20 protein-coding genes and 1 riboswitch are annotated in these 25663 nt (G+C 63.7%); of the genes, 15 read left to right on the top strand and 5 right to left on the bottom strand.

Translation table 11 applies throughout. The annotated features are described in order from the left end of the window. Window positions 1-90: 90 nt before the first annotated feature. The 4 genes from F8A90_RS03875 (at window position 91) to cobO (ending at window position 6900) form a co-directional block, all read left to right on the top strand. Window positions 91-2028 (top strand): cation:proton antiporter, encoded by a 1938-nt coding sequence (locus F8A90_RS03875; protein WP_200019083.1) that lies wholly within the window; start codon window positions 91-93, stop codon window positions 2026-2028. Window positions 2029-2340: 312 nt separating this feature from the next. Then, a complete protein-coding gene (locus tag F8A90_RS03870) occupies window positions 2341-3582 on the top strand; it encodes a NupC/NupG family nucleoside CNT transporter (RefSeq protein ID WP_200019081.1) in 1242 nt (413 codons plus the stop codon). Window positions 3583-3906: 324 nt separating this feature from the next. Further along, window positions 3907-4172: riboswitch (cobalamin riboswitch) on the top strand. Between the two features lie 130 nt (window positions 4173-4302). Further along, on the top strand, window positions 4303-6189 hold the full coding sequence (locus tag F8A90_RS03865) for a TonB-dependent receptor domain-containing protein (RefSeq protein ID WP_200019079.1): 1887 nt from the start codon (window positions 4303-4305) through the stop codon (window positions 6187-6189). Window positions 6190-6300: 111 nt separating this feature from the next. Beyond that, window positions 6301-6900, top strand: a complete 600-nt coding sequence (cobO, locus tag F8A90_RS03860) for a cob(I)yrinic acid a,c-diamide adenosyltransferase (RefSeq protein WP_153635209.1) — start codon at window positions 6301-6303, stop codon at window positions 6898-6900. Between the two features lie 31 nt (window positions 6901-6931). On the opposite strand, the gene F8A90_RS03855 is transcribed toward cobO, so the two are convergent. Continuing rightward, window positions 6932-7768 (bottom strand): helical backbone metal receptor, encoded by an 837-nt coding sequence (locus tag F8A90_RS03855; RefSeq protein ID WP_200019076.1) that lies wholly within the window; start codon window positions 7766-7768, stop codon window positions 6932-6934. Window positions 7769-7946: 178 nt separating this feature from the next. Between F8A90_RS03855 and F8A90_RS03850 the strand changes: the two genes are divergently transcribed. Beyond that, window positions 7947-8771, top strand: coding sequence for an SIMPL domain-containing protein (locus tag F8A90_RS03850; protein WP_200019074.1), 825 nt, complete (start codon window positions 7947-7949; stop codon window positions 8769-8771). Between the two features lie 128 nt (window positions 8772-8899). Here the strand turns inward: F8A90_RS03850 and pyrF are convergent, their stop codons facing one another. Further along, window positions 8900-9601, bottom strand: coding sequence for an orotidine-5'-phosphate decarboxylase (gene pyrF, locus F8A90_RS03845; protein ID WP_200019072.1), 702 nt, complete (start codon window positions 9599-9601; stop codon window positions 8900-8902). Between the two features lie 294 nt (window positions 9602-9895). On the opposite strand from pyrF, the gene F8A90_RS17735 reads away from it, so the two are divergent. Continuing rightward, entirely contained in the window at window positions 9896-10315 is a 420-nt protein-coding gene (locus F8A90_RS17735) for a ComEA family DNA-binding protein (protein ID WP_200019070.1), read from the top strand. 647 nt (window positions 10316-10962) lie between these two features. On the opposite strand, the gene F8A90_RS03835 is transcribed toward F8A90_RS17735, so the two are convergent. Beyond that, window positions 10963-11469 carry an FKBP-type peptidyl-prolyl cis-trans isomerase gene (locus tag F8A90_RS03835; protein WP_043332448.1) on the bottom strand — a complete coding sequence of 169 codons (507 nt, stop codon included), beginning with the start codon at window positions 11467-11469 and terminating at the stop codon, window positions 10963-10965. Window positions 11470-11537: 68 nt separating this feature from the next. Next, on the bottom strand, window positions 11538-12065 hold the full coding sequence (gene rfaH / locus F8A90_RS03830; RefSeq protein WP_166019211.1) for a transcription/translation regulatory transformer protein RfaH: 528 nt from the start codon (window positions 12063-12065) through the stop codon (window positions 11538-11540). Between the two features lie 253 nt (window positions 12066-12318). On the opposite strand from rfaH, the gene F8A90_RS03825 reads away from it, so the two are divergent. The 9 genes from F8A90_RS03825 to F8A90_RS03785 all read left to right on the top strand — a co-directional run bounded on the left by F8A90_RS03825 (window position 12319) and on the right by F8A90_RS03785 (window position 23528). Further along, window positions 12319-13524: an AmpG family muropeptide MFS transporter gene (locus F8A90_RS03825; protein WP_082388128.1), complete on the top strand. Its 1206-nt coding sequence runs from the start codon at window positions 12319-12321 to the stop codon at window positions 13522-13524. Window positions 13525-13730: 206 nt separating this feature from the next. Continuing rightward, entirely contained in the window at window positions 13731-14090 is a 360-nt protein-coding gene (locus F8A90_RS03820) for an STAS domain-containing protein (RefSeq protein ID WP_200019068.1), read from the top strand. Next, window positions 14090-15262: a polysaccharide biosynthesis/export family protein gene (locus F8A90_RS03815; protein WP_200019066.1), complete on the top strand. Its 1173-nt coding sequence runs from the start codon at window positions 14090-14092 to the stop codon at window positions 15260-15262. Before F8A90_RS03820 ends, F8A90_RS03815 begins: the two co-directional genes overlap by 1 nt. A gap of 58 nt (window positions 15263-15320) precedes the next feature. Next, a complete protein-coding gene (locus F8A90_RS03810) occupies window positions 15321-16775 on the top strand; it encodes a GumC family protein (protein ID WP_200019064.1) in 1455 nt (484 codons plus the stop codon). Window positions 16776-16782: 7 nt separating this feature from the next. Continuing rightward, window positions 16783-18156 carry an O-antigen ligase family protein gene (locus tag F8A90_RS03805; RefSeq protein WP_200019062.1) on the top strand — a complete coding sequence of 458 codons (1374 nt, stop codon included), beginning with the start codon at window positions 16783-16785 and terminating at the stop codon, window positions 18154-18156. Between the two features lie 147 nt (window positions 18157-18303). Next, entirely contained in the window at window positions 18304-19680 is a 1377-nt protein-coding gene (locus tag F8A90_RS03800) for an oligosaccharide flippase family protein (RefSeq protein WP_200019060.1), read from the top strand. After that, window positions 19677-20759 (top strand): glycosyltransferase family 2 protein, encoded by a 1083-nt coding sequence (locus F8A90_RS03795; protein WP_200019058.1) that lies wholly within the window; start codon window positions 19677-19679, stop codon window positions 20757-20759. The genes F8A90_RS03800 and F8A90_RS03795 overlap by 4 nt, the downstream gene beginning before the upstream one ends. After that, window positions 20759-22213 carry a WecB/TagA/CpsF family glycosyltransferase gene (locus tag F8A90_RS03790; protein WP_200019056.1) on the top strand — a complete coding sequence of 485 codons (1455 nt, stop codon included), beginning with the start codon at window positions 20759-20761 and terminating at the stop codon, window positions 22211-22213. Before F8A90_RS03795 ends, F8A90_RS03790 begins: the two co-directional genes overlap by 1 nt. A 70-nt stretch (window positions 22214-22283) precedes the next feature. Continuing rightward, a complete protein-coding gene (locus F8A90_RS03785) occupies window positions 22284-23528 on the top strand; it encodes a hypothetical protein (RefSeq protein WP_200019054.1) in 1245 nt (414 codons plus the stop codon). A 177-nt stretch (window positions 23529-23705) separates the two neighbouring features. Here the strand turns inward: F8A90_RS03785 and F8A90_RS03780 are convergent, their stop codons facing one another. Next, complete coding sequence (locus F8A90_RS03780; protein ID WP_200019052.1) at window positions 23706-25532, bottom strand: SEC-C domain-containing protein; 1827 nt, start codon at window positions 25530-25532, stop codon at window positions 23706-23708. Between the last annotated feature and the right edge of the window lie 131 nt (window positions 25533-25663).

The following is a 25663-nucleotide window of genomic DNA, read 5'->3' as shown; positions in this document are numbered from 1 at the left end:
ACGGACAGACGGCTGAGACACAACGAAACGATGAGCGGTGACCGCAACAGTGGCACCGCTCATTTTCGCTGACTCCAAGGAAGACATCCGATGACCGAACCTGCTCTGGCCCTGACCCTGATCGGTCTGATGGCTCTCGGCTGCCAGTGGCTGGCCTGGCGCATGCGTCTGCCCGCCATCCTGCCGCTGCTGATCGTCGGCATCCTCGCCGGCCCCGTCACGGGCTGGCTGAAGCCGGATGAGCTGCTTGGCGATCTCTTGTTCCCGCTGGTCTCGCTGGCGGTGGCGGTCATCCTGTTCGAGGGCAGCCTGACGCTGGACTTCAAGGACCTGCGCGGCCATGGCCATATCGTCAGGCGGCTGGTCACCACCGGCGTGGTGATCACCGGCGTGATCGGCACCGTGGCCGCCCACTATCTGCTCGACATGCGTTGGGAGATGGCCGCCGTGCTCGGCGCCCTGCTGGTGGTGACAGGCCCGACGGTGGTGATGCCATTGCTGCAGACGCTGCGCGCGCGCGGCAACCTGACCCAGATCCTGCGCTGGGAAGGCATCATGATCGACCCGGTCGGCGCGCTGCTGGCGGTACTGGTCTATGAGTACGTCGCGCTCGGCATGACCGGCAATGCGGCCTCGCATACCCTGTTGCTGTTCGCCCAGACGGTGGGCCTCGGGCTCGGCATGGGGGCACTGGGTGGCTGGTGCTGGGGGCTGGTGCTGCGACATTTCTGGCTACCCCAGAAGCTGCACAACTTCGGCACCCTGATGGTGATGCTGGGGCTGTTCGCCATTTCCAATACCCTGTTCCATGAATCCGGCCTGCTGACCGTCACCGTGATGGGCGTGTGGCTGGCCAACATGCGCGGCGTGCCGACCCAGCAGATCATCGAGTTCAAGGAGACCCTGACGGTCCTGCTGATCTCGGGACTGTTCCTGCTGCTGGCGGGGCGTCTGACCGTCGAGCAGCTGTCCCTGCTGTCGTGGCCGGCATGGGTCTTCCTGGCGGTGTTGATGTGGGTCGCGCGCCCGCTGACCGTCTGGCTGTGTACGTTGGGCAGCGAATTGACACTGCGCGAGAAGGCACTGCTGGCCTGGCTCTCGCCGCGCGGCATCGTCGCGGCAGCGGTCGCCTCGCTGTTCGCCCTCAAGCTCGAATCCCAGGGCATCGAAGGCGCCGAGATGCTGGTGCCGATGACCTTCCTGGTCATCATCGGCACGGTGGTGGTCCAGAGCCTGCTGTCACGTCCCATCGTCAAGGTGCTGGGCGTCGGCGAGCCGCCGCCCTCCGGCTTCCTGATCCTGGGCGCCAACTCGGTGTCGCGCCAGGTCGCCCGTGAACTGGTGGATGCCGGATTCTCGGTGCGCTTGACCGATACCAACTGGGATGCGGTGCAGGAAGCACGCATGGCAGGCCTGCCGGTCTACTACGGCAATCCACTGTCCGAACATGCCGCCCAGCATCTCGAGCTGACCGGTATCGGCCACCTGATGCCGCTGTCCCCCTATCGCGAACTCAATAGCCTGGCTGCGCTGCATTTTGAGCACATCCTGGGTCACGGGCGTGTCTTCCGGCTCGCCGAGGACAATGGCAAGAACGCCAAGCGCCAGCAGGACCAGGCACTGGGGCACCTGCCGCTGCTGTTCGATGGCAAGATCACCTATGCCAAACTGGCGAGCCTGCTGTCTCAGGGCGCGCAGTTCCGTCGTGCCCGCATCACCGAGAGCTTCAGCCTCGAGGATTACCGCAGGATTCATGAAGAGCGCCTGCTGCCGCTGTTCTGCATCAGCAGTCAGGGCCGCATCCGGATCGCCAACACGGCCGTGGCACTGGAGCCCAAGGCCGGCGAGACGCTGATCAGCCTGATCCATGCCGACTCGCCGGAGCTGAACAAGTCGTCCCAACCCAGGACCGACAAGGCTGAAGCTTCCCAGGCCGACAAGGGCACGGGCAGCAAGTCATCCCAGACGCCGCCGGGCTCGGGGTCAGGCCCCCAGCCGGCCAGTCGACTGCCGGGTGCCGGCACCTGACAGCGGTCAGCGGTCAGCGGTCAGCGGTCAGCGGTCAGCGGTCAGCGGTCAGCGGTCAGACCCAGCATCACGTCGGGACATCACGGCGCTACATCAGGACAGAAGGCACGAGGCTCGCTCATGGCGGGCCTCGTGCGTGTTGACGCAGGCACGCCTCGCGCGATTCACAAAAAATGCGTCAAACGTTAGTGGCAGACTCCGACAGAGGGCAAAAATACTGGTAGAGTACGCGCCAGTTTTGGCCATACCGTCCTGTGGCCAGCGCTATTGCCTTGTCCTCAACGTAACACCTACGCATTCAGGAGCTGCTTGATGCAGATCGTCATGGGCCTGGTGGGCGTCTTCGCCCTGCTGGGGATTGCCTTCCTTCTCTCTGAAAACCGACGCGCCATCAGCCTGCGCACCGTACTGGGTGCCTTCGCCATCCAGGCGATGCTGGGGATCTTCGTGCTCTACGTGCCAGCCGGCAAGAGCATGCTGCTTGGGCTCAGCGAAGGTGTACAGGCCGTAATGTCCAGTGCAAACGTCGGCATGGACTTCCTGTTCGGCGGCCTGGTCAGCGACAAGATGTTCGAAGTCTTCGGCGGCGGCGGCTTCGTGTTCGCGCTGCGCGTACTGCCGATCATCGTGTTCTTCTCCTCATTGATCGCGGTGCTCTATCACCTGCGCGTGATGAACGTCGTGATCAGCGTGCTCGGCGGCGGCCTGTCGAAGGTGCTCGGCACCAGCCGTCCGGAGTCCCTGTCCGCGGCCGCCAACATCTTCGTCGGCCAGACCGAAGCCCCGCTGGTCGTGCGCCCGTTCATCGCCGGCATGACCCGCTCGGAGCTGTTCGCCGTGATGACCGGCGGCCTGGCCTCGGTGGCCGGCTCCGTACTGGTGGGCTACGCCTCGCTGGGCATCGATCTCAAGTACCTGCTGGCAGCCTCCTTCATGGCGGCACCGGGTGGCCTGCTGATGGCCAAGATGCTGATCCCGGAGACCGAGACCAAGACCCAGAGCGTCGAAGAAGCGCTGGGCAAGGACATCGATCGTCCGACCAACGTCATCGATGCCGCCGCCTCCGGCGCGGCCTCTGGCGTGCAGCTGGCGATCAATGTCGGCGGCATGCTGCTGGCCTTCATCGCGTTGATCGCGCTGGGCAACATCATCGTGGGCTGGATCAGCGGCCTGTTCGGCTATGAAGACATCACGCTGCAGCTGCTGCTGGGCTATGCCTTCGCTCCGGTGGCCTGGGTCATCGGCGTGCCGTGGCAAGAAGCCATCCAGGCGGGTAGCTTCATCGGTCAGAAGCTGGTGCTCAATGAGTTCGTCGCCTTCGCCGACCTCGCCAGCCACCAGATCAAGCTGTCCGAGCACTCAGAAGCCATCATCATCTTCGCGCTGTGCGGCTTCGCCAACCTGTCCTCCGTCGCCATCCTGATGGGTGGGCTGGGGCTGATGGCACCGAACCGTCGCGGTGATATCGCGCAGATGGGCATGAAGGCGATTCTCGCCGGTACCCTCTCCAACCTGATGTCAGCGAGTCTCGCCGGTCTGTTCCTGTCTCTCTAGAGATCATCGCTTGTGAGCCAGTCTCCAGAAAACACGCTGCTGGAGAGCAAGCTTTTGCAAGCGAGCTTTTATAGAGCAGACACAGCCATCTGGCCAGACTCACGTCTCGACAACGCCCGCCCCGTGCGGGCGTTGTCGTATCTGGCAGAAGCCATGACACAACCCATGACACGGCCTATGACACGACCTGTGACGTAGCCGCTGACTGACTCTCTGCTTACCCTCTGACTTCTCTCCCTGAATGCCCCCGCCTGAACGGCCCTGGATGGCAGCATGCGCAACGCGGGTTTGCCGATTGACTCCCTCCCCCCCGCCCCAGACAATGGTTCGCGTTGAAGCCAGGGTGTTCGGGAAACGGGTGAAAACCCCGTACTGCCCCCGCAACGGTGATCGCAACGCTCATGCAGGTCGACCATGATCGACAACCACGATCGACGAGATGGATACGACCAGCCACTGCCTCCGGGAGGACCTGTCATTCAGGCCTCCCCCAAGGGAAGGAGGTGGGAAGGCGCATGAGGGGATGAGACTCCTGCCAGTGGAGTCCATCAGGCGTCAGTCCGGAGACCGGCCCTCGCTTCCACACTGGTTGATGCGGAGGGCCTCACCAGTGGCAAGTTTCCCGCGACGGGCCTGCATGATCAGGACGCGCGGGGGACGTGTGCTCACGCACCCTGTCACGCAGTCCTCCTCATTGCGTCTGACGCTTGAGGATCATTCATGAAACACAACAACACTCATGGTCGCGCATCCGCGCAGGCCAGCTTCACCCTCGTCGGCAGCCTGCTGCTGCTGACCCCGCCCGCCGTCGCCGCTGATGCGTTGACCACGGAGGTATCCGATGATCTGGACACCGTTCAGGTCACCGCCAATCGCATCCCCCAGCTGCAGAATGATGTGCTAGCCAGCACCGAGGTCATCACGCGCGACGAGATCGATCGCCTGCAGGCCAGTTCGCTGGTCGATCTGCTGCAATCACGCAATGGCATCGAGGTAGCGCGCAGCGGCCCGATGGGCAGCCAGACCAGCCTGTTCATGCGCGGCACCGAGTCTGACCACACCTTGATTCTGGTCAATGGTCAGCGCGTCGCCAACAGTGCCGATGGCCTGGCGCATTTCGAATTCCTGCCACTCGCCGGCATCGAGCGGGTCGAGATCGTGCGTGGCCCGCGCGCCAGCGTCTACGGCGCCGATGCCATTGGTGGTGTGATCAACCTGATCACGCGTGGCGGCAGCGAAGTCGGTCAGCATGCAGAAGTCACGCTACGCGCCGGCAGCGACGGCACCTTCCGCCAGAACGCCCAGTTCAGCTCGGTGGAAGACGACACACGCCTCTCGGCCAATCTCCATCATGATGAGAGCGATGGCTTCTCGGCCCGCGATACCGGCAGTGAAGATGATGGCTACGAGGCCACGGGCGCCGAACTGCGCCTTGGCCACGACTTCGGTCAGCAGGCCACGCTCAGCCTCGGCGTCGCCAACACCGAGACCGATTACGACTATGACGACTGCTACGACAGCAGCTTCAGCGCCTCGGAAGACTGCCACGGCGAAGGCAGCCAGATGGTATTGGATGCCAGCCTGCTGACGCACCTGAACCCGAACTGGGACATGACGGTCAGCGTGGCGCGCACAAGGGACGAGTACGAGAACACCGAAGCCGGCAGCGATGCCGGGCGTGTCGCCAGTACCCGCAACGAGATCGGCCTGCGCCACGACTTCTACACCGACCTCGGCACGCTCAGTCTGGGGGTGGACCATCGCGAGGAAAGCCTGGATGCCGATGGCCCCTACTTCACCGCCGAGGGCTACAGCGTCGATAGCCGCTATGCCACCGGCGTCTATGGCAGCTGGCATCTTCAGCAACAGCGTCATCATGTCACGACCAGCCTGCGTTATGACGACGACAATCGATATGGCCATCAGATGACGGGCGGCTCCAGCTACGCCTATGATCTGACGGCCGCGCAACAGCTCGGTGCCAGCTATTCCAGCGCATTCAAGGCACCGAACCTGATCGACCTCTACAGCCCCTACGGCTCCGGCAACCCGGATCTCGATGCCGAGACCTCCACGACGGCCGAACTCTTCTGGCGTCTGCAGGAGCAGCGGTGGCACGTAGGCGTCAATGCTTTCCAGACGGATATCGACAATCTGATCAGCTACGAAGGTGCCAATTTCACGCCGATCAATATCGATCGTTCACGCATCCGTGGCATCGAACTGAGCAGTGGCTGGCAAGGTGATGCGCTCAGCGTGAACCTTGCCATGACCTGGCAGGACCCGGAGGACCGCGATACCGGTGAGCAATTGAAGCGCCGCGCCCAACGCTTTGCGCGTCTGGACGCCGATTATGCCCTCGACGACTGGAGCTTCGGCGCTACGCTTCGCGGCAGCGCCAGCCGCAGCGATACTGACGCAGACACCTACACCGACACTCGTACCGCTGGCTATGGCGTGGTCGACCTGCGCACCAGTTGGCAGGTGATGCCGAACGTCAAGCTGAGCGCCAAGCTGGATAACGTCTTCGACCGCGAATATCAGCTGGTCAATGGCTACAACACCCAGGGCCGTTATGTGGAAGGCGGCGTCACCTTCTTCTTCTGATCAGCTTTCCCGAGGGCACCTCTTCGAAGAGCCCTTCGTGACAGCCAGCCATACCTACCACAGCACCGGCCCCAGGGTCGGTGCTGTGCCTTTGACTCACGGAGCATACACATGACGGACCGCAACACTCGCCACAAGGCCGCGATGGAAAAGCTCAAGTCACATGTCGATGACAAGGTGGCACAGGCCAATGAGGAGCGCGGCCAGCTGTTGGTATTCACCGGCAATGGCAAGGGCAAGACGACTGCCGCCTGGGGCACCATCACCCGCGCGCTGGGCTATGGCTACAAGGTCGGTGTCATCCAGTTCATCAAGGGGCTGTGGGAATGTGGCGAGCGCGAACGTCTCGCCGAAGATGCCAATCTCGAAGTGCATGCCATGACTACCGGCTTCACCTGGGATACCCAGAATCGTGAGGCCGATACCGCTGCCTGTCAGGCCGTGTGGCAGCAAGCGCAGCGCCTGATGCGCGATGACAGCGTCTATCTGGTGGTGCTCGACGAGCTGACCTACATGGTCAAGTTCGGTTATCTGCCGCTGGAGGAAGTGATGACGGCACTCGAGAATCGCCCGGCGGAACAGACCGTCATCATCACCGGGCGCAATGCCAATCGTGAAATCGTCGCCTGTGCCGATACCGTCACCGAGATGACCGAGATTCGCCACGGCTTCAATCATGGTCTCAAGGCGCGACGCGGCATCGATTTCTGAGCGCCCGACGCCCTCAGTCCGCCTCCCCCCCTCAGCCCGACACCTGTACCTTCGCGATGGCAGCGCAGACCTCTGCCATCGCCTCGACACTGCGCGGGCCGGGACGGCTGATCAAGTCAGGATTCAGGCCCGCCAGTGCCACCTCGGAAAGCGGTCCTGCCTTCGCACGCCAGGCGGCAATCCACTCCCTTCGCGCCGGCCCCTTCGCGACTGGATGCAGAATCAGGTGCGGTTCGGCCAGCCACAAGGCTTCCCGATTGATCTGCGGCACCACGGCAGGTGAGTCCGTCAGCAGCGGTTCACCGCTGCAGCGCCGAATCAGCTCATTGACCAGATGATTGCCGCCCAGCGTCGTCATCGGGCTCTCCCCCAGCTGGAAGAAGACCGGCAAGGGGGCGCTGTCGCGGGGGCTCTCCAGCTGCTCGATTCGCGCTGCAAGCATCGCAACATGCTTATCTGCAATGTCGCGGGTACCCAGCAAGGTGCCAAGCCGGGCGATATTGGACAGCACGTCATCGAGTGTGGCGGGCTCGCTGACGAAGACGGGCATCCCCAACGCCGTCAGACGCTCATGCATCTCATCGGAAAGCCCACTGCCCCATGCCACGATCAGATCAGGCCGTGCTTTCAGCAGTGCCTCCAGGTTGGGGCCGTGATAACTGGCCAGGCGCGGCAGCTCACTGACCGCAGGGGGGAAATCACTGCCCTGGCTCACGCCGATCAAGGCCGGCAAGCCTCCCGCCGCCGCCACCAGCTCGGCTGCGTGCGGGGCCAGCGTGACCACTCGCTGCGCCGGCTGTGACAGTGCCACGACGTCGCCTGCATCATCGATCACCTCACGCCCTGCGGCCAGGACAGGCGACACCATCGGTGATGTCATGACCACCGCCGACACTGCCAGTGCAGCGCCACGTATCCAGCGCAGCCTCTCGTGTACCTTCACGCATCGCCCCCATTACTGATACTTTCAAGCCTGTCGCGCTCGTATTCATGCCCCTCACCAAGCGCCAGGCGACAATGTTGCCACTTTACTCAAGGGAATACCCATGCTGATGAACCATGCCACCAGAGGCTCGGCCTCCCTCGCCCAGCGCCTGCGTCGTACCGCCATATTATGCGGCCTGACGCTCTGCACCGTCAGCGCCACGCACATGGCCCGCGCCGACCAGACGCCCTCACCGGCACTGGTGCATGTCAGCGCCAGTGCCAGCCTGGAGGCGGCGCCCGACAAGGCGACCATCGAGGCGCGCCTGTGGGAGAAGACGCCCGCGCGCAAGGTGGATGACAAGGCTCCCGACAGCAAGGCAGAGGGTCAGGCGGCCCGCAAGGCGCGCGAGTCACTGGAATCGCGCATGACGACCCTGATTCAGGCACTGGAGAAAGCGGGCATCGACAGCCGTCAGATCAGCGCCGGCAGCCTCAACCTGCGCCCTGAGCAGTATTACGAGCGCAACAATGGTCAGCAGCAGCCCCAGCAATGGCGTCGTACGCACCTCGAGCGTCCGATCAGCCTCTCTCTCGATGACCTGGACAAGGTACCGGAAGTCATCGACCTGCTGCTGGGGGCTGGCGTCAATCAACTGGCCGGTGTGCAGTATCAGATCAGTGAACGGGATGCCCTGGAAGACAAGGTATTGAAGGAGGCATTGACCAAGGCACGCCACAAGGCACAGCTGATGGCCGAGACCCTCGGCGCGACCCTGGGCAACGTGCAATCGATCAATGAGTCTTCACACAGCCCGCGCCCGCAGATGATGGCAATGCGTGCCGACATGGCAGAGGCCAAGAGCAGCGGCAGCGAATACCGCCCCGGCGAGCTGAGCCTCGAGAGCAGCGTTCAGGTCAGCTGGCATATCAAGTCTGCCGATTGAGGCAGTCGCGCAAGACGTGAGCGAGTGATCAGCAGTGATCATTGCCAAGCAAAAGACGCCAGCCGCAGAGTCTGCGGCTGGCGTCTTTTTTGGCAATCAACCACTCAGCCACTCAGCCAATCAGCCGATCAGGCGCCCAGCTCCTGCTCGATCAGCGCCAGCGCCGCCAGCGGATCCTCCGCCTGGGTGACAGGACGCCCGATCACCAGATGGGTGCTGCCGGCTGCCATGGCTTCACCGGGCGTCATGGTGCGCCGCTGATCACCGGCCTGCGCGAAGCTCGGGCGAATACCCGGCGTCACCTTCAGGAACTCCGGACCACACAGCGCCTTCAGGCTCGGAGTCTCACGAGCGGAGCACACCACACCGTGCATGCCACTCTGCTGAGCGAGAGCCGCCAGCCGCTCGACCTGCGCAAGCGGCGTGACATCCAGCCCGATACCGGCCAGATCGGACTGTTCCATGCTGGTCAGCACCGTCACGGCGATCAGCTGGGTGTCGAGGCCACGGGTCGAGAGCGCCTCGGCAGCGGCCTGCATCATGCGCGCACCACCAGAGGCGTGGACATTGGTCATCCACACGCCGTGCTCCGCTGCCGCCAGCACGGCCTGGGCGGTGGTGTTGGGGATGTCATGAAATTTGAGATCGAGAAAGACCTCGAAGCCGCGTTGATGCAATGCCTTGAGAATCTCGGGACCTACACGCGTGAACAGCTCCTTGCCTACCTTGACGCGACAGCGCGCAGGATCCAGCTGGTCTGCCATGGCAAGCGCAGCACTCATGTCCGGGTAGTCGAGGGCGATGATCAGGGGGGAAGTCGTGGCAGGCATCCGGGCTCCAGGCGATGTGGCAGGCGCAATGACAGGAGGTCATGGGCTCGGGGCGACATTATAGCGCTCGGCTCTGTGGTTGTATGCCCAGAGAAAGACGAATCGAATCAGCAAGCTAATGCTCGTAGTGCTTTCTTGCGTTGAGCGCAGAAAGCCACGCAAGGATGAGAAATCGTTTAAATCTAAATGACTACAAATCTAATCCCTGGTCCAGAGTATTTCTCGCGCAGGGCCTCGGGTGGTCGCCCCGCGCACCCCTAATCGACCGCCCTGATGTGAGCATAGGAAGCGACCATGAAAACCTTGCTAGGAACACTTCTCGTGACCAGCCTGCTGGTACTGTCACCGACCAGTCAGGCCGCAGACATGAACATCAATACCGCCACTGCCGCACAATTGACCGAGCTCAAGGGCATCGGCGGCAAGAAGGCCCAGGCCATCATCGAGTGGCGCAAGGCGAACGGCCCCTTCACCGACGTGGCACAGTTGACGGAAATCAAGGGAATCGGCCCCAATACGCTCAAGCGGATGAACACGACGTTGACGCTGGGCGAGCCGGGCAAGACGACCTCGGCCATCAACACGAAGAGCCCATCGGCCAAGCAAAGCGAGACTGTCAAGAAAGGTCAAGGCATCGACAAGCCCACCGCCGGGAAGGCCATCGACACCCACAAGGAAGTCGAGAGCCTCAAGACTGCCAGTAACGATAGTTGAGCCGTCACATTGGGCAGGCAACCTCGTGTCAGTTGCGGGGCTGCCTGCCCAGCGATTCTCTTCCTCCCGGAGAACTGCCAGGAACTGGCAATAGCTTTCAAGCAGCCCAGAGGCAAGCGATCGTCATGCAAACACGGCACTAGCCATTCTCTATCTGACCCCCACAACCAAAAAAGCCGACCCGAAGGTCGGCTAGCGGGGTTTCCCCCTCCCCTGACGGCGAATCGGCACCTGCAATAAGCCCGATTCTGACAGCGGCCATCCTGGCCTGCCCCTTCCCCAAGGGGCTCCCTGAATGCCAGCCTCTGTCGGCAGCTGGCACCTCTGCTTTTGACATCAATAGCTCTGGACATCGATAGCTCTGATATCAATAGCTCTTCCGCCTGTGTCGGCCTGCTGCGGCCTCGACAGGGACACTCTACCCCGCCATGTCCCGCGCGAATCTGATCTGTATCAAGTCCTGAAGGCTTCACGGCTCGTTCCTTGCGGCAGGCGCGTAGACGACTGATCCATATCAATTTTCTCCATCGCCATAGGCCCCAACAACAGACAGCCCCGCAGCCGAGGATTCCGGCTGCGGGGCTGTCTATTGTTGAAGAGGGCTGCAACGAGGCGCTTCAGCGTCGCACCCTTTTGCAATGCCGACTTCAGCGGCGCACCTTCTTGTCTTCGATCTCGGTATGGCTGACATCGAGACCGAGCGGATGACCGGCCGAGAGCTCGGCACGCGTGGCATCACGCACCTCCAGCACCTCGACTTCCCAGCTCAGCGCCTGGCCTGCCAGTGGATGATTGGCATCGACCTTGACCTGCTGCTCGCCGACTTCCAGCACCGTGACCGACCGCTGGCCTTCCGGCGTGCGGGCCTGAAAGCGCATGCCGGCGTTGATCTCGCCCGGGCCGAAGGCATCACGCCCGAAGTATTGCACCAGGCCTTCATCCCGCTCACCGAAGCCTTCGGCTGGCGTCAGATTGACGACCTTGCGGTCGCCGACATCACAGCCCTCAAGCGCGCTCTCGAGCGCTGCCAGAATATTGTCATGGCCATGCAGGTAATCCATCGGCTCACGCTCAAGGGAGCTATCCAGCACAGTGCCATCAGCGGTGCGCAGGGTGTAATGCAGGCTGACGACCTGCTGGGAAGTAATCGCCATGGGAACCACTCCAGAAGAAAGGTGCAATGCGGTCTCGCGAATCAAGTCGGATGAGACAGGACGACAGCTCAGCTTTCGGTGCGCCGCAGCTGACGACTGGAAAGCTCGACACGCTGTTGCTGATTGATCAGATTGAGCAGCACGATGACGCGCTCATCGCCCTTCGCGCTCTCGAAGACGCCACTGAGCGAACTCAAGGGACCATCGATGATCTCGACCTGCTCTCCGGCCCGGAAATAGACATTCTCCGGCGGTTGTTCCTGACGTTGCTCACCGCTGGCGATCAGGGCTTCCACCAGGGGCGTCGGCACCGCCGTCGGCGTGTTGCCGAAGCTGACCAGCTTGAGCACGCCACGGGTCGAGCGAATCGGACGCCAGTTGTCATCCATCTGATCGAGGCGTATGAACAGGTAATAGGGGAAGAGCGGCTCTTCGACCCAACGCAGCTTGCCGCCGCGCTTCTTTTCCACCTCCAGCAGAGGGTGGAAGACGTGAAATCCCTGATTGGTGAGGTTCTCCGCCGCACGGAAGGATTCCCCGCCCTTGCACTGGATCAGATACCAATGCGCCTTGGCAGCTTCTCGGGCTTCACTCATGATGACCTCTCATTGCCTGCCTGCCCCACTCATGCGTGTCTCGACTAGCATCATGCCTGTCGGCTGACCGGCAGGACAATGCATGGCTCTTGCCCTCAGGCAGTGCGACAATCCGGCCATGAATGACGCAAGCGGCAGATAGCCGCTCACCGTGCGTGTGACACGCGCGGCCACACCCTCTGCATGGACAGGCAAGGCTTTGACTTCAAAGGATTTACGCTTACTCGTTGGCCGTCATGGTATCACGTTCCTGATGGGCTTCGCCTCCGGGCTGCCACTGCTGCTGACCGGTAGCGTGCTGCAGGCCTGGATGACGGATGCCGGTGTCTCGCTTGACGCCGTGGGCCTGCTCGCGCTGGTCGGCCTGCCCTATACCCTCAAGTTTCTGTGGGCGCCATTGCTGGACCGCATCATGCCGCCGGTGCTCGGCCGGCGCCGTGGCTGGTTGATGATCGCCCAGCTGGCCCTGACCGCTCTCATCGCGCTGCTGGCCCTGCAGGACCCGCACATGTCGCCGCTGACCATGGGGGCCATCGCGCTGGCGGTCAGCTTCTTCAGCGCTACCCAGGACATCGTGATCGATGCCTATCGGCGCGAGCATCTGCCGGACAACGAGCTGGGGCTGGGCTCCAGCTTCTATGTCTATGGCTACCGCATCGGCATGTTGATGGCCTCAGCCGGTGGTCTGGTGCTGGCCGACATGATCGGCTTCCGCGTGACCTACCTGATCATGGCCGCGACCCTGGGCGCCTGCATGCTGGTGACCCTGCTGGCACCGGAGCCCGAGGCTCAGGCCGCGCCGCGCGCCCATCATCTGCATGAGATCCTGTGGGACCCCATCCGCCACTTCATGAAGCGCGATGGTGCCATCTGGCTGCTGCTGTTCATCCTGCTCTACAAGCTGGGCGATTCCGTGGCCGGCAATCTGACCACGCCCTTCTACAAGGACATCGGCTTCAGCAACTCCCAGATCGGCGCGACCGTGAAGCTGTTCGGCCTGTGGCCGTTGCTGGCCGGCACCTTCTTCGGCGGCCTGATGATCATGCGCATCGGCATCTATCGGGCGCTCTGGTGGTTCGGCATCCTGCAGATGGTGTCGACTGCCGGCTTCGTCTGGCTGCATCACGTCGGTGATTCGCTGGCGTGGCTCGCGGCTGTGGTCGCCTTCGAGAATCTGGCAGCCGGCATGGGCAGCGCCGCCTTCATCGCCTTCATGGGCGCGCTGACCGACAAGCGCTTCACCGCCGGCCAGTACGCGATGCTTTCCTCGATCATGGGCCTGCCGCGCGTGGTGATCGCCGCGCCCTCCGGCTATCTGGCCGATGCCGCCGGCTGGGACAGCTTCTTCTGGATCTGTACGCTGGCCGCCATACCGGGCCTGTTGCTGTTGCTGCGCTTTCGTCACTGGGGCGCGATGCTGGCCACGCCACACAAGTCACCCGCCATGTCGGGCGAGTGACAACGTCGCGCAGGCAACCTGGAAAGTCCGGAAACAGCAGACAGGACCACGAAACCCAGCAAGAAAGAATGAGGCAAGTCAGTCGGCGTCGTTGACACTGTAACAGCAGGTAAACGATGCTTATGCGGCATAGTGCATAAAGATAACAAGCTGCACCGCAGGCCCAGCTAAGGCCAGGCGGTGACATCAAGCACAGGGAGCCCGTCATGCCCATCACTACCCGAATCCATGAAGGCATCATGGTCACGCCGCCGGCGCAGCTGACAGGCGAGCTCGCGCGCTATTTCCGCCAGGAAATGCTCGCGATGATTCCCGAGCACACCGGCACGCTGGCGGTGGACCTCAGTCATGTCGAGGCCATCGATGCCGATGGGCTCTCGGTGCTGGTCAGCCTGCATGATGCACTTTCCCCGGTAGCGCTGGTGGTGGTCGAACCCTCGCCGGTCATGCAGGCAGAGCTGGAGCGCGTGCGCCTGTTCGAGCTCTTCGATATCTACTATCAGCGCGACCCGCTGCTGGAGTCGAGCGGTGACACACGGACAGGGCCTTCTCGTGAGGTAGCCTGATGAAACGCGACCTGGCTCGGCCCACCTCCCTTGTCTGCTCTCTTCGATGCCTGCTGGGCGTCGCGATCACGGCCGCCCTGATGAGCGGCTGTACGCCGATCATGCTGGACGACACTCCCGCCGAAGATCACTGGCAACAGGCGACCCACTGGCCGCTGGAGCTGCCTGCTCCTCATGCCGATGATCGCTTCATGCAGCTGCCCGCAGGCGATGACCAGCGGCTGGCAGCGGGCGATCGACTGAGCGTCAGGGTTGCCGGCAGCGAACTCTTCGATGGCAGCTATGAGGTAGATCATGACGGACGCCTGCGCCTGCCGTGGCTTTCGCCGGTCGAGGCCTCCAACAAGACCATCGACGCCCTGGCGGATGAGATCACCCGGCGTCTGGTGCAGGAAGAGCTGATTCGCCCGGGGCTGGCGCATGTCAGCATCCGGCTCGAGGAATGGGCGCCGTTGGCCGTTGCGGTATCCGGCGCGGTGTTCTTCCCGGGCGAGGCGGTCATCAATACCCGTCTGCCGGAAGAGCGCATGGTGCGCCGTGACTTCGCCGGCGGCGATGCCAGTCAACAGCGCCGTCTGTCGGCGGCCTTGACCACGGCCGGCGGTATCCGCCCCGATGCGGACCTGAGCCATATCGAGCTGATTCGCGACGGCCAGACACAGATTCTCGACATGCGCGGCCTGATCGACGGCGAGTATGCCGCCAATCCCTGGCTGCGTGTGGGGGACCGGATCCACGTACCCTCCAGCGGTGCCTTCCAGGCCGCGCTGATGCGCCCCTCGCCGCTCACCGCGCCGGGCATCGTCATCTATGCCTCCAACCTGACCACCCCTGCCAACAACAACAACGTCAGCAATTACACGGTGTTGCGCTCGCAGGTGCCCTACGGCGTACGCATGCTGCAGGGCGTGATCAATGCCAACTGCGTCGGCGGCATCCAGGCGACCTCCGGGTCACGCCGCGCGGTACTGATCAGTACCAACCCGATGACGCATCAGCCGGTCGTGGTCGATCGCGGTATCGATGCCCTGTTGGCCAATCCGGCGGATGTGGGCGTCAATCCCTATCTGATGCCCGAAGATGTGGTCGGTTGCTATGACTCCGGTGTCACCAACATCCGGGATATCGCCAGAACGCTGACTGACCTGCTGACGCCGGCCACTCTGCTGTAACGTTTCGCCCGCCCGTTGCCGCGATGCGACGATTCACTCCCACGTGACAAGGATGTGCATGACAGAGTCCCGCTCCTCGGATACGCCGAAAGCTACAGCGAAGCCCTCCCTGGGACGCCGGATACTCGGCGTCCTGCTGGGCTGGGCGGCGCGCGGCTCCAGCATGCGCCCGCGCACCCGCCGCGCGGCCTACCTGTTGCTGGCGACCGCCATCCTGAGTGTCATCTGGGGTCTGACCATCGCCTTCATCGCCGTGGCACCTGTCACCTACACCACCAGTTGGACGATGATTCTGCCGGGCACCGGCTCCGGTCTGTCGGTGAACTTCGAGAGCATCGGCCAGGCCAGCACCAGTGCCAATTCGTCCTATTCGAGTTCCTCGCTGGACCCCAAGGTCAACTACCGCGCCATCGCCGAGAGCCCTGCCGTGCTGGAACGTGCCGCCAGCACGGTCGACATGCATCCTGACGATTACGGCAAGCCGAAGATAAAGTTGACCGACCAGACCGCCCTGATCGCCTTCCAGACCAGCGCGCCGAGCGCCAAGGCCGCGCTTGCACGTGCCAATGCGCACATCGATGCCTTCAATGAGGTGATCGAACAACTGCGCAATGATGAACAGGCGCGCCGCGAAGCCGTCATCCGCCGCTCGCTGGAGACCTACGACCGCACGCTCAAGGAAACCCAGCGCAAGCTGCTCGAGTTCCAGTCCACCTCCGGGCTGGTCTCGATGGAGCAGTTCAAGGAATTGACGCTGAGTGTCGAGGCGCTCAAGGACACGCTCGAGACGCGTGATGGCGAGCTGTCGGCTCTGAATGCCCGGCTCGCCACCCTGTCCAGTCGCCTGGGGCTGGATGCCGGCCAGGCCGGTGGCGTGATCGCCCTGCAGCGCGATGCCCGCTATCAGGCACTGCTGACGCAGGCAGCGGAGCAGGCGGCCAGTCTCGATGAAGCGCGCGGCAAATGGGGCGAGCGCAATCCGGAAGTCATCAATCTGGCCGCGGGGCTTGATGCTCTCGAGCGTTCGCTGGCCTCACGCATGCGCCAGTTGCTGCCCCGCCAGACCTCGCGCAACCAGAATGCCCTGCGTGCCGCGTCCGGCCATGCCAATCAGGACACCCTGGTCGGCGAGCTGATCACCCTGGATACCCAGCGGCGCGGCGTGATCAGCGAGCTTGCCACCGGGCGTGCCAATCTGGCGGCTCGCCAGCAGCGACTGGACAACAGTGTCGCCAAGGCCGCCCAACTGCAGGACCTGCTGCGCGAGCAACAGGTCGCCACGGCGGTCTACACCACGGCGCTGGCCAAGATCGACATCGGCCTGATCGACCCCTTCGCCAGCTACCCGATGCTGCAGATTCTCGATCCGCCGCCACTACCCGAGAAGGCGGATTCGCTGGGCATCAAGCTGGCCATCGTCGGCGCGCTGGCGGCGAGCGTCTTCAGCATCATCGGCCTGATCCTGCTGTGGATCAGGAAACCCTATCTGCTGCGCCTGCAGCAAAGCGTGTGAGCCGCCGATGTTTTCCCTGAAGGCGGGGCCGGAGGCGGATGTCCGTCCCGAGACCCCGGAAGAGCGCATCATCTGGTTCTCGATCACCGCGACCTATCTGTTCTACCTGATCGGTGGCCTCTACGTGCTGGCCCCCGTGCTGGCATGGTCACTGGTGATGCGTGCCGCCTGGCTGCACCTCAAGGGCCGCCAGCGTTTCCCCCGCCTGCCCTGGCCACTGTGGGTGTGGATCATCGGCATGATCGTGATGGAGTTCTCGCTGCTGGCCGGCCACCTGATCGAGAACCTCGGCACCGGCAAGCTGATCAAGTCCTCCATCGGCTGGGCCAAGGGTTGGGCGCTGCTGGCGGTCTTCCCGATCATCGGCTGCCTGGCGATCCGCCCGGCGGTGATCATTCGCGCGGCCATGCATGTCTGCCTGCACACCATGCTGTTGCTGCCAGTGTTCGTCGGCGCCTGGCTGGCGGGGCTGCCCCAGGTGCCCTTCGTCTCGCCGCTGCAGGCCATCGGCGGGCCGGGGCCGGAATTCTTCGCCGTTTCGCTCTATGAAATCGACCCCGGCAGCGGCATGCCGCGCTGGCGACTGTTCACGCCCTGGGCGCCGGCGGTGGGCTTTGTCGCCAGCATCTATTTCGCCTGCGCCCTGCTCGAGAAACATCCCTTCTGGAAGGCGATCGGCATCGGCGGCAGCGTGCTGATGATCCTGATGTCCGGCTCGCGCATGGCGCTGGTGTCACTGGTATTGATCAGCGCCGGGATGTTCCTGCTCAAGCGCCTGCACAAGCCGTGGCTGTGGTTCAGCTTCTCCGGCGCGAGCTTGATCGCCGGCTTTCTCGGCGCACCGATTCTGGAAGCCATCGACAACTTCATCGCCGCCTTCAAGGGCTCGCGAGCGGACTCGACCCGCGTGCGGGCCGCACTGGGGCGCATCGCGGTGGATCGCTGGCGCAACGAGGCACCCTGGTTCGGCCACGGCATCGTCGAGCGCGGCCCACACCTGGTGGAGTACATGCCGATCGGCTCACACCACAGCTGGTATGGGCTCCTGTTCGTCAAGGGCATCTTCGGCCTGTTCGCGCTGTTGATCCCGATGCTGGTCAGCCTGCTGCATCTGCTGCGATTCGTGGTCGGCCGCCCTGTCGTGCAGCTGGGCTTGATCATGGTCGGCCTGCTGTTCGTTTACTCCTTCGGTGAGAATCTGGAAATCCTTGCCTACCTGATCTGGCCGGGACTGATCCTGATCGGCAAGGCGCACCAGCTGGCAGGCCTGCCCGCCAGCGAAGGGCATATCCACAACATGGGGCCGGTAGATGTGGAGAAGCCGCTTTCAAGGGCAGCGCCCGCCTCCGCCGATACCGCCAGCAACGACACGGCAACCTAGTCCGATCACGGGATAGTGGAACAAGGCTGCGCCAGATCACGCCAATTCATCAGTACATTGCGCTAGAGTGGCTACACCAGCCGTTCAAAAGCATGACTGACAAGACCAGATGCCTTCAAAGGGCACCACAAGCCAGGGAGCCAGGCGATGGGTGTGATCACGCGACTCAAGACACGCCTGTCAGGTGGCGGAGACGGTGGCAACGGCCGCCTGATCCGCAATCTGGCCTGGATGGGCATGTCGCAAGGGGTGCACCGCATCGCGCGATTGGGCGCGACCCTGGTGGCGGCGCGCATGATCGCGCCGGAGTCCTTCGGTATCGCCGCCATCGTGCTCACCGCACACGAGATCATGCACGCCATCTCCAATGCCGCCGTGGTACCCGCCCTGGTGCAGGCCGGTCGCGAGGGATATGAACGCCTGTGCCGCGATGCCTACTGGTTCAATTGGGTGGTGTGCCTAGGCCTGATGGTGCTGCAGATGGCACTGGCCCCGCTGCTGGCCTACCTCTATGACGCTCCCGATCTGACGCTGCCGCTGATGGCGCTGGCGCTGATCTTCCCGATGTTGCCCCCCGCCGCCATCAATGCGGCGCGAATTCTGCGCAGCAACCGCCTGCACATCACGGCGCGCATCGAGATGGGCCAGAGCATCGGCGAGGCCGTCGGCGTGATGCTGCTGGCCGCCATGGGTGCCGGGTTCTGGGCCTTGATCCTGCCCAAGCTGATCGTGACGCCCATCTGGACCCTGACCTACCGCTGGTGCGAATCATGGCGCATCGATGAGCGCCCCACCACGCTGTGGTCGCGGCCACTGATGAGCTTCGCGCGTCCAATGATGGGCGTCGAGGTGGTCTCGGTGCTGCGTCAGCAGATGGATTACCTGCTGGTCGGTGCCCTGTTCGTCATGGACGTGCTCGGCGTCTACTTCTTTGCCTTCAATGCCGGACTCGGCATCAGCCTTGGCCTCCTGCGCGCCTACTCCACCGCCATCTTCCCGCAGCTATGCGGCGACATGACCTCGCGTGAGCGACTGGCACGCATGCACCACGGCATGCGCCTGTTCGCGCTGGTCGCCCTGCCCGCCATCATCGCCCAGAGCCTGCTGGCGCCCTGGTATGTGCCGATCCTGTTCGGGGAAGCCTGGGTCGAGCGTGGCGCCCTGCCGATCCTGATCCTGATCTGCCTCTCCGCCCTGCCGCGCATTCTGCTCGACAGTTGCGGCCAGTTACTGCGTGCCCAGGGCATGCCCGGGGCAGATCTCAAGCTGCAGATCTTCATGACAGTCATGCTCGGCATCGGCATGTTCGCTGGCGTGCCCTTCGGCATCAATGGCGTCGCAGCCGGCATTCTGGTCGGCATCAGCCTGGCCGCCCTGCCCGGCTACCTGTGGACACGCCGGCTGATCCTCGCTCAGGACGGCCGGGTGACAGATGCGCCGCCACCAGACACACCAGACACACCTCACGCAGCATCCACCGCATCGCTTTCCCCAGACAGGGACGTCCAGGAGGCCAGACCATGACCCCGACCTTTTCGGTCATCATGCCGATCTACAACGTCGAACGTTTCGTCGCGTCCGCCATCGACAGCGTGCTGGCGCAGGAGGATGGCGATCTTGAACTGCTCATCATCGATGACTGCTCCCCCGATGGCAGCCGGGCGATCTGCGAGGCCTATGACGACCCGCGCATCACGCTGATCTCTCATCCGGTCAATCGCGGTCTGGCCGGGGCGCGCAACACCGGCGTGCGTGCCGCACAGGGTCGCTACCTGGCCTTCCTGGACTCCGACGACATCTGGGAGCCCGCGAAACTTGCGCGCCACCGCGAGCACCTCGAGGCACGCCCCGAGGTAGGCCTGTCCTTCTCGCGCTCGGCCTTCATCGATGCCGCTGGCGAGCCGCTGGACTACTACCAGATGCCGAGCCTGACCGACATCACGCCGGGGCTGCTGTTCTGTCGCAACCCGGTGGGCAATGGCTCGGCACCGGTCATCCGCCGCGAGATTCTCGAGGCCATCGCCTTCGACTGTGAGGTCAAGGAGGGGGGCGTGCTGCCCTGCTACTTCGATGAGAGCCTGCGCCAGAGCGAGGATATCGAGTGCTGGACGCGCATCGCCCTCAAGACCGGCACCACGGTGGAAGGCATTCCCGAGCCACTGACCCGCTACCGGCTCAATGAGGGCGGGCTTTCGGCACAACTGGAGCGCCAATACCAGAGCTGGCAGGCCATCGTCGAGCTGACCCGCGCCTACGCCCCCGACTTCATCGCCGAGTGGTACCCGCGCGCCAAGGCCTATCAGCTGCGCTATCTGGCGCGCCAGGCCATTCGCCTGCGTGACGGGGATGCTGCCTGGGAGTATTGCCGCCGCGCCATCAAGGCATGGCCGGGACTCTGGAAGGCGGAATTCGGGCGCACCGCTGCCACGGCAGGGGCCGCCCTGATGTTGCGCGTGATGCCCAAGAGTCTCTATCTGCGCTGTGAAGGGCTCGCCCAGGGGATCATCGGCAAGGCGCAGAAGAAGAAGATCGACAATGCGCCGCGCCCGCAGGCGGCCAGACCGAATCAACAGCAGGACGCTCATGAAGTGGAGTCGCCATGATGAGCCAGCCATTGGATCAAGCCCTCTTCACCACTGAGCGCGTCAAGACGCTGCCTCACGTCAAGGTGCTGGGGGTGCCCTTCGTCAACACCAGTCTCGACACCTGCCTGAGCCTGCTCAAGAGCTGGATCAGCGATCCGCAACCGCGCACCGTCAATTTCGTCAATGCGCACTGCCTGAACGTGGCCCAGGTCGATCGCTATTACCTGCAGGTGCTGCATGACAGCGACCTGCTGCTGCCCGATGGCAGCGGCATCAAGATGGCCTGCCGCATGCTCGGCCAGGAGCTTGAAGCCAACCTCAATGGCACCGATCTGCTGCCCCACCTGTGCGACATGCTGGTGGCGGAGAACAAGCGCCTGTTCCTGCTCGGTGCCGCCCCGGGCGTGGCCGACAAAATGGCCGACAAGCTCCGCGAACAATGGCCGACGCTCCAGATCAGTGGTGTACATCACGGCTTCATCGGCCCGGAAATCATCGACGACGTACTGGCGCAGATCAATCAGGGCACCGACCTGTTGCTGGTGGCGATGGGCGTGCCGGCGCAGGAGAAATGGATCTCGACCTACCGTGAGCGACTCGAGGTGCCAGTGGTCATGGGGGTCGGCGGTCTGTTCGACTTCTATTCCCAGCGCATCCCGCGTGCGCCGGGCGTCTTGCGCAGGCTGGGCATGGAATGGGCCTGGCGATTGCTGATGGAGCCACGCCGCATGTTCAAGCGCTACGTGCTTGGCAACCCGAGCTTTCTGATGAGCGTGCGCAAGTATGGGGAAGAGGCGATTCCCGGCCGCGGCCTGTGGATGAAATCACGCTCCAACTGGCGCCACTTTCGATGGCGAGTGAGCAACTGGCTGACTCCGCGCGCGCGCCGCGCCATGGATATCGTCGGTGCCAGCAGCGTGCTGCTGGTGCTGTCACCTCTGCTGCTGGGCACGGTGCTGGCCATCCGCCTGGAATCGCCAGGCCCGGTGCTGTTCGGTCAGGAGCGTATCGGGCGCCACGGCAAGCCATTCAAGCTGTGGAAGTTCCGTTCGATGTACATCGACGCCGAAGAGCGTCTGCGCGAACTGCAGGCCGCCAATGAGAGCGAAGGTGGCGTGCTGTTCAAGATGAAGCAGGACCCGCGCATCACGCGGGTGGGTCGCGTGATCCGCAAGCTGTCCATCGATGAACTGCCGCAGCTATGGAACGTTCTGCGCGGCGAGATGGCGCTGGTCGGGCCACGCCCGGCACTGGCCCGCGAGGTGGCGCTCTATGAGGCTCGCGCGCGCATGCGTCTGGATGCCACCCCGGGGCTGACCGGACTGTGGCAGGTCTCGGGACGCTCGGATCTGTCCTTCGAGCAACAGATCCATCTGGACCTCTTCTATCTGCATCGTCAGGGCATCAAGGAAGACATCAAGCTGCTGTTGCGCACGATTCCTGCCGTTCTGACCAGCCGTGGAGCCTACTGATGCGCGAGACTCCCTCTCTCATTCATGCTGCGCTGCACCAGTGTCATGACTCATGCCAAGGAGGTGTGCAATGCATGTGATCCTGTTGGCGGACCGCCTCGGCCAGGAAGTCGCGCCGATTGACCGCCGCTACTCGCCAGCCCTGCTGCCGATTGCCGGACGCAGCGTGCTAGAGCGCAACCTCGACCTGCTGGTCGGGCGAGGCGTGACGCACATCAGCCTGATCATCGCCCGTGACCCTGAGTGGTTCCGGGCGCGCATCGCCGATGGCTCACGCTGGGGCATCGATCTCGACATTCTGCCGATGCCCGGCGAGCGAGACCCGGCCGAGCAGATCAAACGGCTCGGCGCCATGGCCGCCCTGCCCGCCCCGGTGCTGCGCGCCGATGTGCTGCTGATGCCGGAGTGGTTCAAGGATGACAGTCTCGCGATCAGCGAGCAGGCCATGGCGTCGGGCGCGCCGGTCTGCCATCCAGCCAGCGTGGCAGACCCGTCTCTCGCTCGCCTGCACTGGCCTGAACTGCGCGACAATCTCGGGCTGGGGCCTGCCCTGCTGGCCTCGCTGTCGCACTATCACACCCTGGTGATGCAGGCACTCGATGCCGCTGACCCAGGCCTGACACCGCATGGCGAACGTGGGGTGTTGCCCGGCGAGCAGGACCTGCACCACGTCTACTACGCCGCCGGCGCCACGCGCCTGGATGAATCGCGCCTCACTGGCGGCTTCGCCGGCATCACCACCCATGTGGAGCCCGGCGTGCTGCTCAAGGGGCAATGCTGTCTGGAACAGGGCAGCTACGTGGAAGAAGGCGCCATGCTCGAGGACTGCGTCATCCTGCCCTTCACTCGCGTGCACGGTGGCCAGCAGGTCAACGCCGGTATCCTGTTCGAGGGCGAGGCACTCGACAGGACGGCCCCGCACTGGCTCAAGGACCGCCGCCAGGCAGGCGCCGCCTCGCAACGCGGGGTCGCCTACCGCAACCCGGCACGCCCAGAATGGCAAGAGCGGATTCTGGCGGCCCTGATCACCCTGGCCACACGCCCCTTCGGCTCGCGCTACAAGGAGCTTCGCCATCGCCTGCGTCAGGTGCAGGACAGCCGCATGCGGCTTTTCGGGGCACTGCCCGAACGCTCGCCACCACCACTGGACAGGGTCGGCATCAGCAGTGCAGGCGCCATTCAGCCCCCGGATTGGCGCGCCACACCGGATGCCTTCGCCGCGACGCTGGAGGCCATCCAGGTCGGCCAGACGCCGGGGCTACGCGGCGCCCTTCGAGAAGCCTGGCGACTGCGCCAGCAAGGCAAGCAGCAGTGATCACACCCGTTCACGCTTCCTCCTGATACAGGTCGAGATACAAAAAACCCCGCAGTGCCAAGGCACTGCGGGGTTTTTCATACGGGCCTCGTCATACGCGGCCTTGTCACACGAAGTGTTGTCATGCGAGCGCTTGCGATCACTCGTCAGGCAGCATGAGCGGCCTTTGACACCGGCTCAGCGATGCTTGGCCAGCCAGGCAAGCGCGCCTTCACTGCGCTTCCACTGGTCGCGCATCAGGGTGCGGTACTGCCAGGCCTCGCCACGCGTGCCGGGTTCCGGCGCTTCCACCGCCAGACTCACCGGCCGCGGATGCTCCGCCAGCAGCAAGCTGATCAGATGCGAATTGGCTTCCCTCACGATCTCGAGTGCCTGCTCGGCGTCCTTGTCGCGACCCAGTCGATAGAGCGCCAGCACCTGACCCATCAGGATGCCCAGCAGCGGCATTTCCTCATCGACGGCACGTCGCTCGATATCATGCTCGGCGAGGGTCACGGCCTCGTCGTTGCGGCCTTCGCGCAGCAGCTGATCCAGCACCAGCTCACGCAGACCGAGGCTGTCTTCCTCGTCGAGCTTGAGCAGGCGCTCCGCCAGCTGGCGCGAACGCTCACGCTCACCGCGCTCCATGCCGATCACCAGCCCCAAGCCACAGCGCAGCAACTGGGCGTTGTCGCCATCTTCCCAGCGCAGCAGGCCGCCGGCCTGTTCGATCTGATCGAGCCAACGATCAAAGCGCTGTGCCAACGGCACGAAGAAGGTATCCGACATCCACGGCAGGCTACCGAAGCGACTGGCCAGCGCCAGGATCAGCCCCTGACACACCGCCGGAACGTCCAGCCATTCGGGGCTGGCGCACAGCTGCTGCAACCACTCGTTGGGGTCCTGGACCTCCCAGGGATCGATGTCCAGCGCCAGCGCCGCCTCTTCCTCGATACGCGCCGGGAAGACCGCCTCCCAGAGCCCGAGTGTCACGGCCTGCTCCGCATTCTGACGGAACAGCAGACTGCCATCGTCCTGCGATTCCAGCGCCAGGCGCGGCGGATGCTCGATCACCTCGAACAACGCCTGCAGTGCAGCCAGTGAATCCGACAGCGACTCATCGGAATTGACCATCTGCTCGGCGAGGGTGGCACGCGGGTTTTCGGCCAGATCCGCCAGGAATTCCAGCTGACCGGGCTCGATGTCCTTCTGCTTGGACAGACGACGCCACCAGAAGCGCGCACGATCCTGCGCCTCTTCCGGCTGACCTTCATGCAACAGCAGCATGGCCTCGATATACGCCAGCGTCGGCGAATCGGGCAGCGTCTGCTGGGCACGAATGAAGGCGGCACGCGCCGAGCCCAGATCATCGCTGTCCAGATGCAGCAGACACTGATGCTCCAGGGCGACGCCACGCAGGAAGGCAGGACCACGCTCCAGCACCTCATCGAGCAGCAGCGCCTTCTTGCGGGTGAAGCCGCGCTCCTGATAGAGATCCAGCAGCAGCTCGAAGCCAGGCTCCGCCTGCTCGGGCAGACGCGACCAGTCGCTGGTATCGAACAGCGCCTCCATGATCTGCTGAGCCCGACCGCGATTGCCGCTCTCGGCGCTGATCAGTCCCGCCTCGAGCAGCGCCTGCGCCGGCGCGAGACCGGAGGCCAGCGCCGCCTTGAGCTGTTCACCCTTGAACTCGCGCAGCGACAGCATCCACATCAGGTGATCCGGAATCGCCGGCAGCTGCACCTTGTCGCAGCACTGCTTGTACTTGCGACCCGAGTCACACCAGCAAGGCTCGTTGCGTCCGGGCGGTGCCAATGACTCGCGCGCGAAGTCGAGTCGCACCAGCGGAGTCTGGCTCCACAGCACCGGCGCCAGCGCTACCGCCAGCGCTTCGTCGCCACCGCTGTAGTTCACGCCCTCCGAATGCGCCCACTGCATGAAGGCAGGAAAGGATTCATCGGCGCGGATGGCATCAAGTGCCCCACTGGCGTAACTCAAGAGCCGTTCGACCCACTCGGCAAGCATGGCATCTCCCTAAAAAAGCGTTTCACAGCCCTGCAGGCACCGCATCCCGGTCGTCGCCTCGGCGTTCACTTCGGCGTTTCCTCAGGCGCGATGCCCGTCAGAACCTGCGAATCAAGGGGCGAAGTCTATCA

Source organism: Cobetia sp. cqz5-12 (assembly GCF_016495405.1).
GTDB lineage: Bacteria > Pseudomonadota > Gammaproteobacteria > Pseudomonadales > Halomonadaceae > Cobetia.
This window is presented reverse-complemented; position numbering and strand designations above follow the sequence as displayed.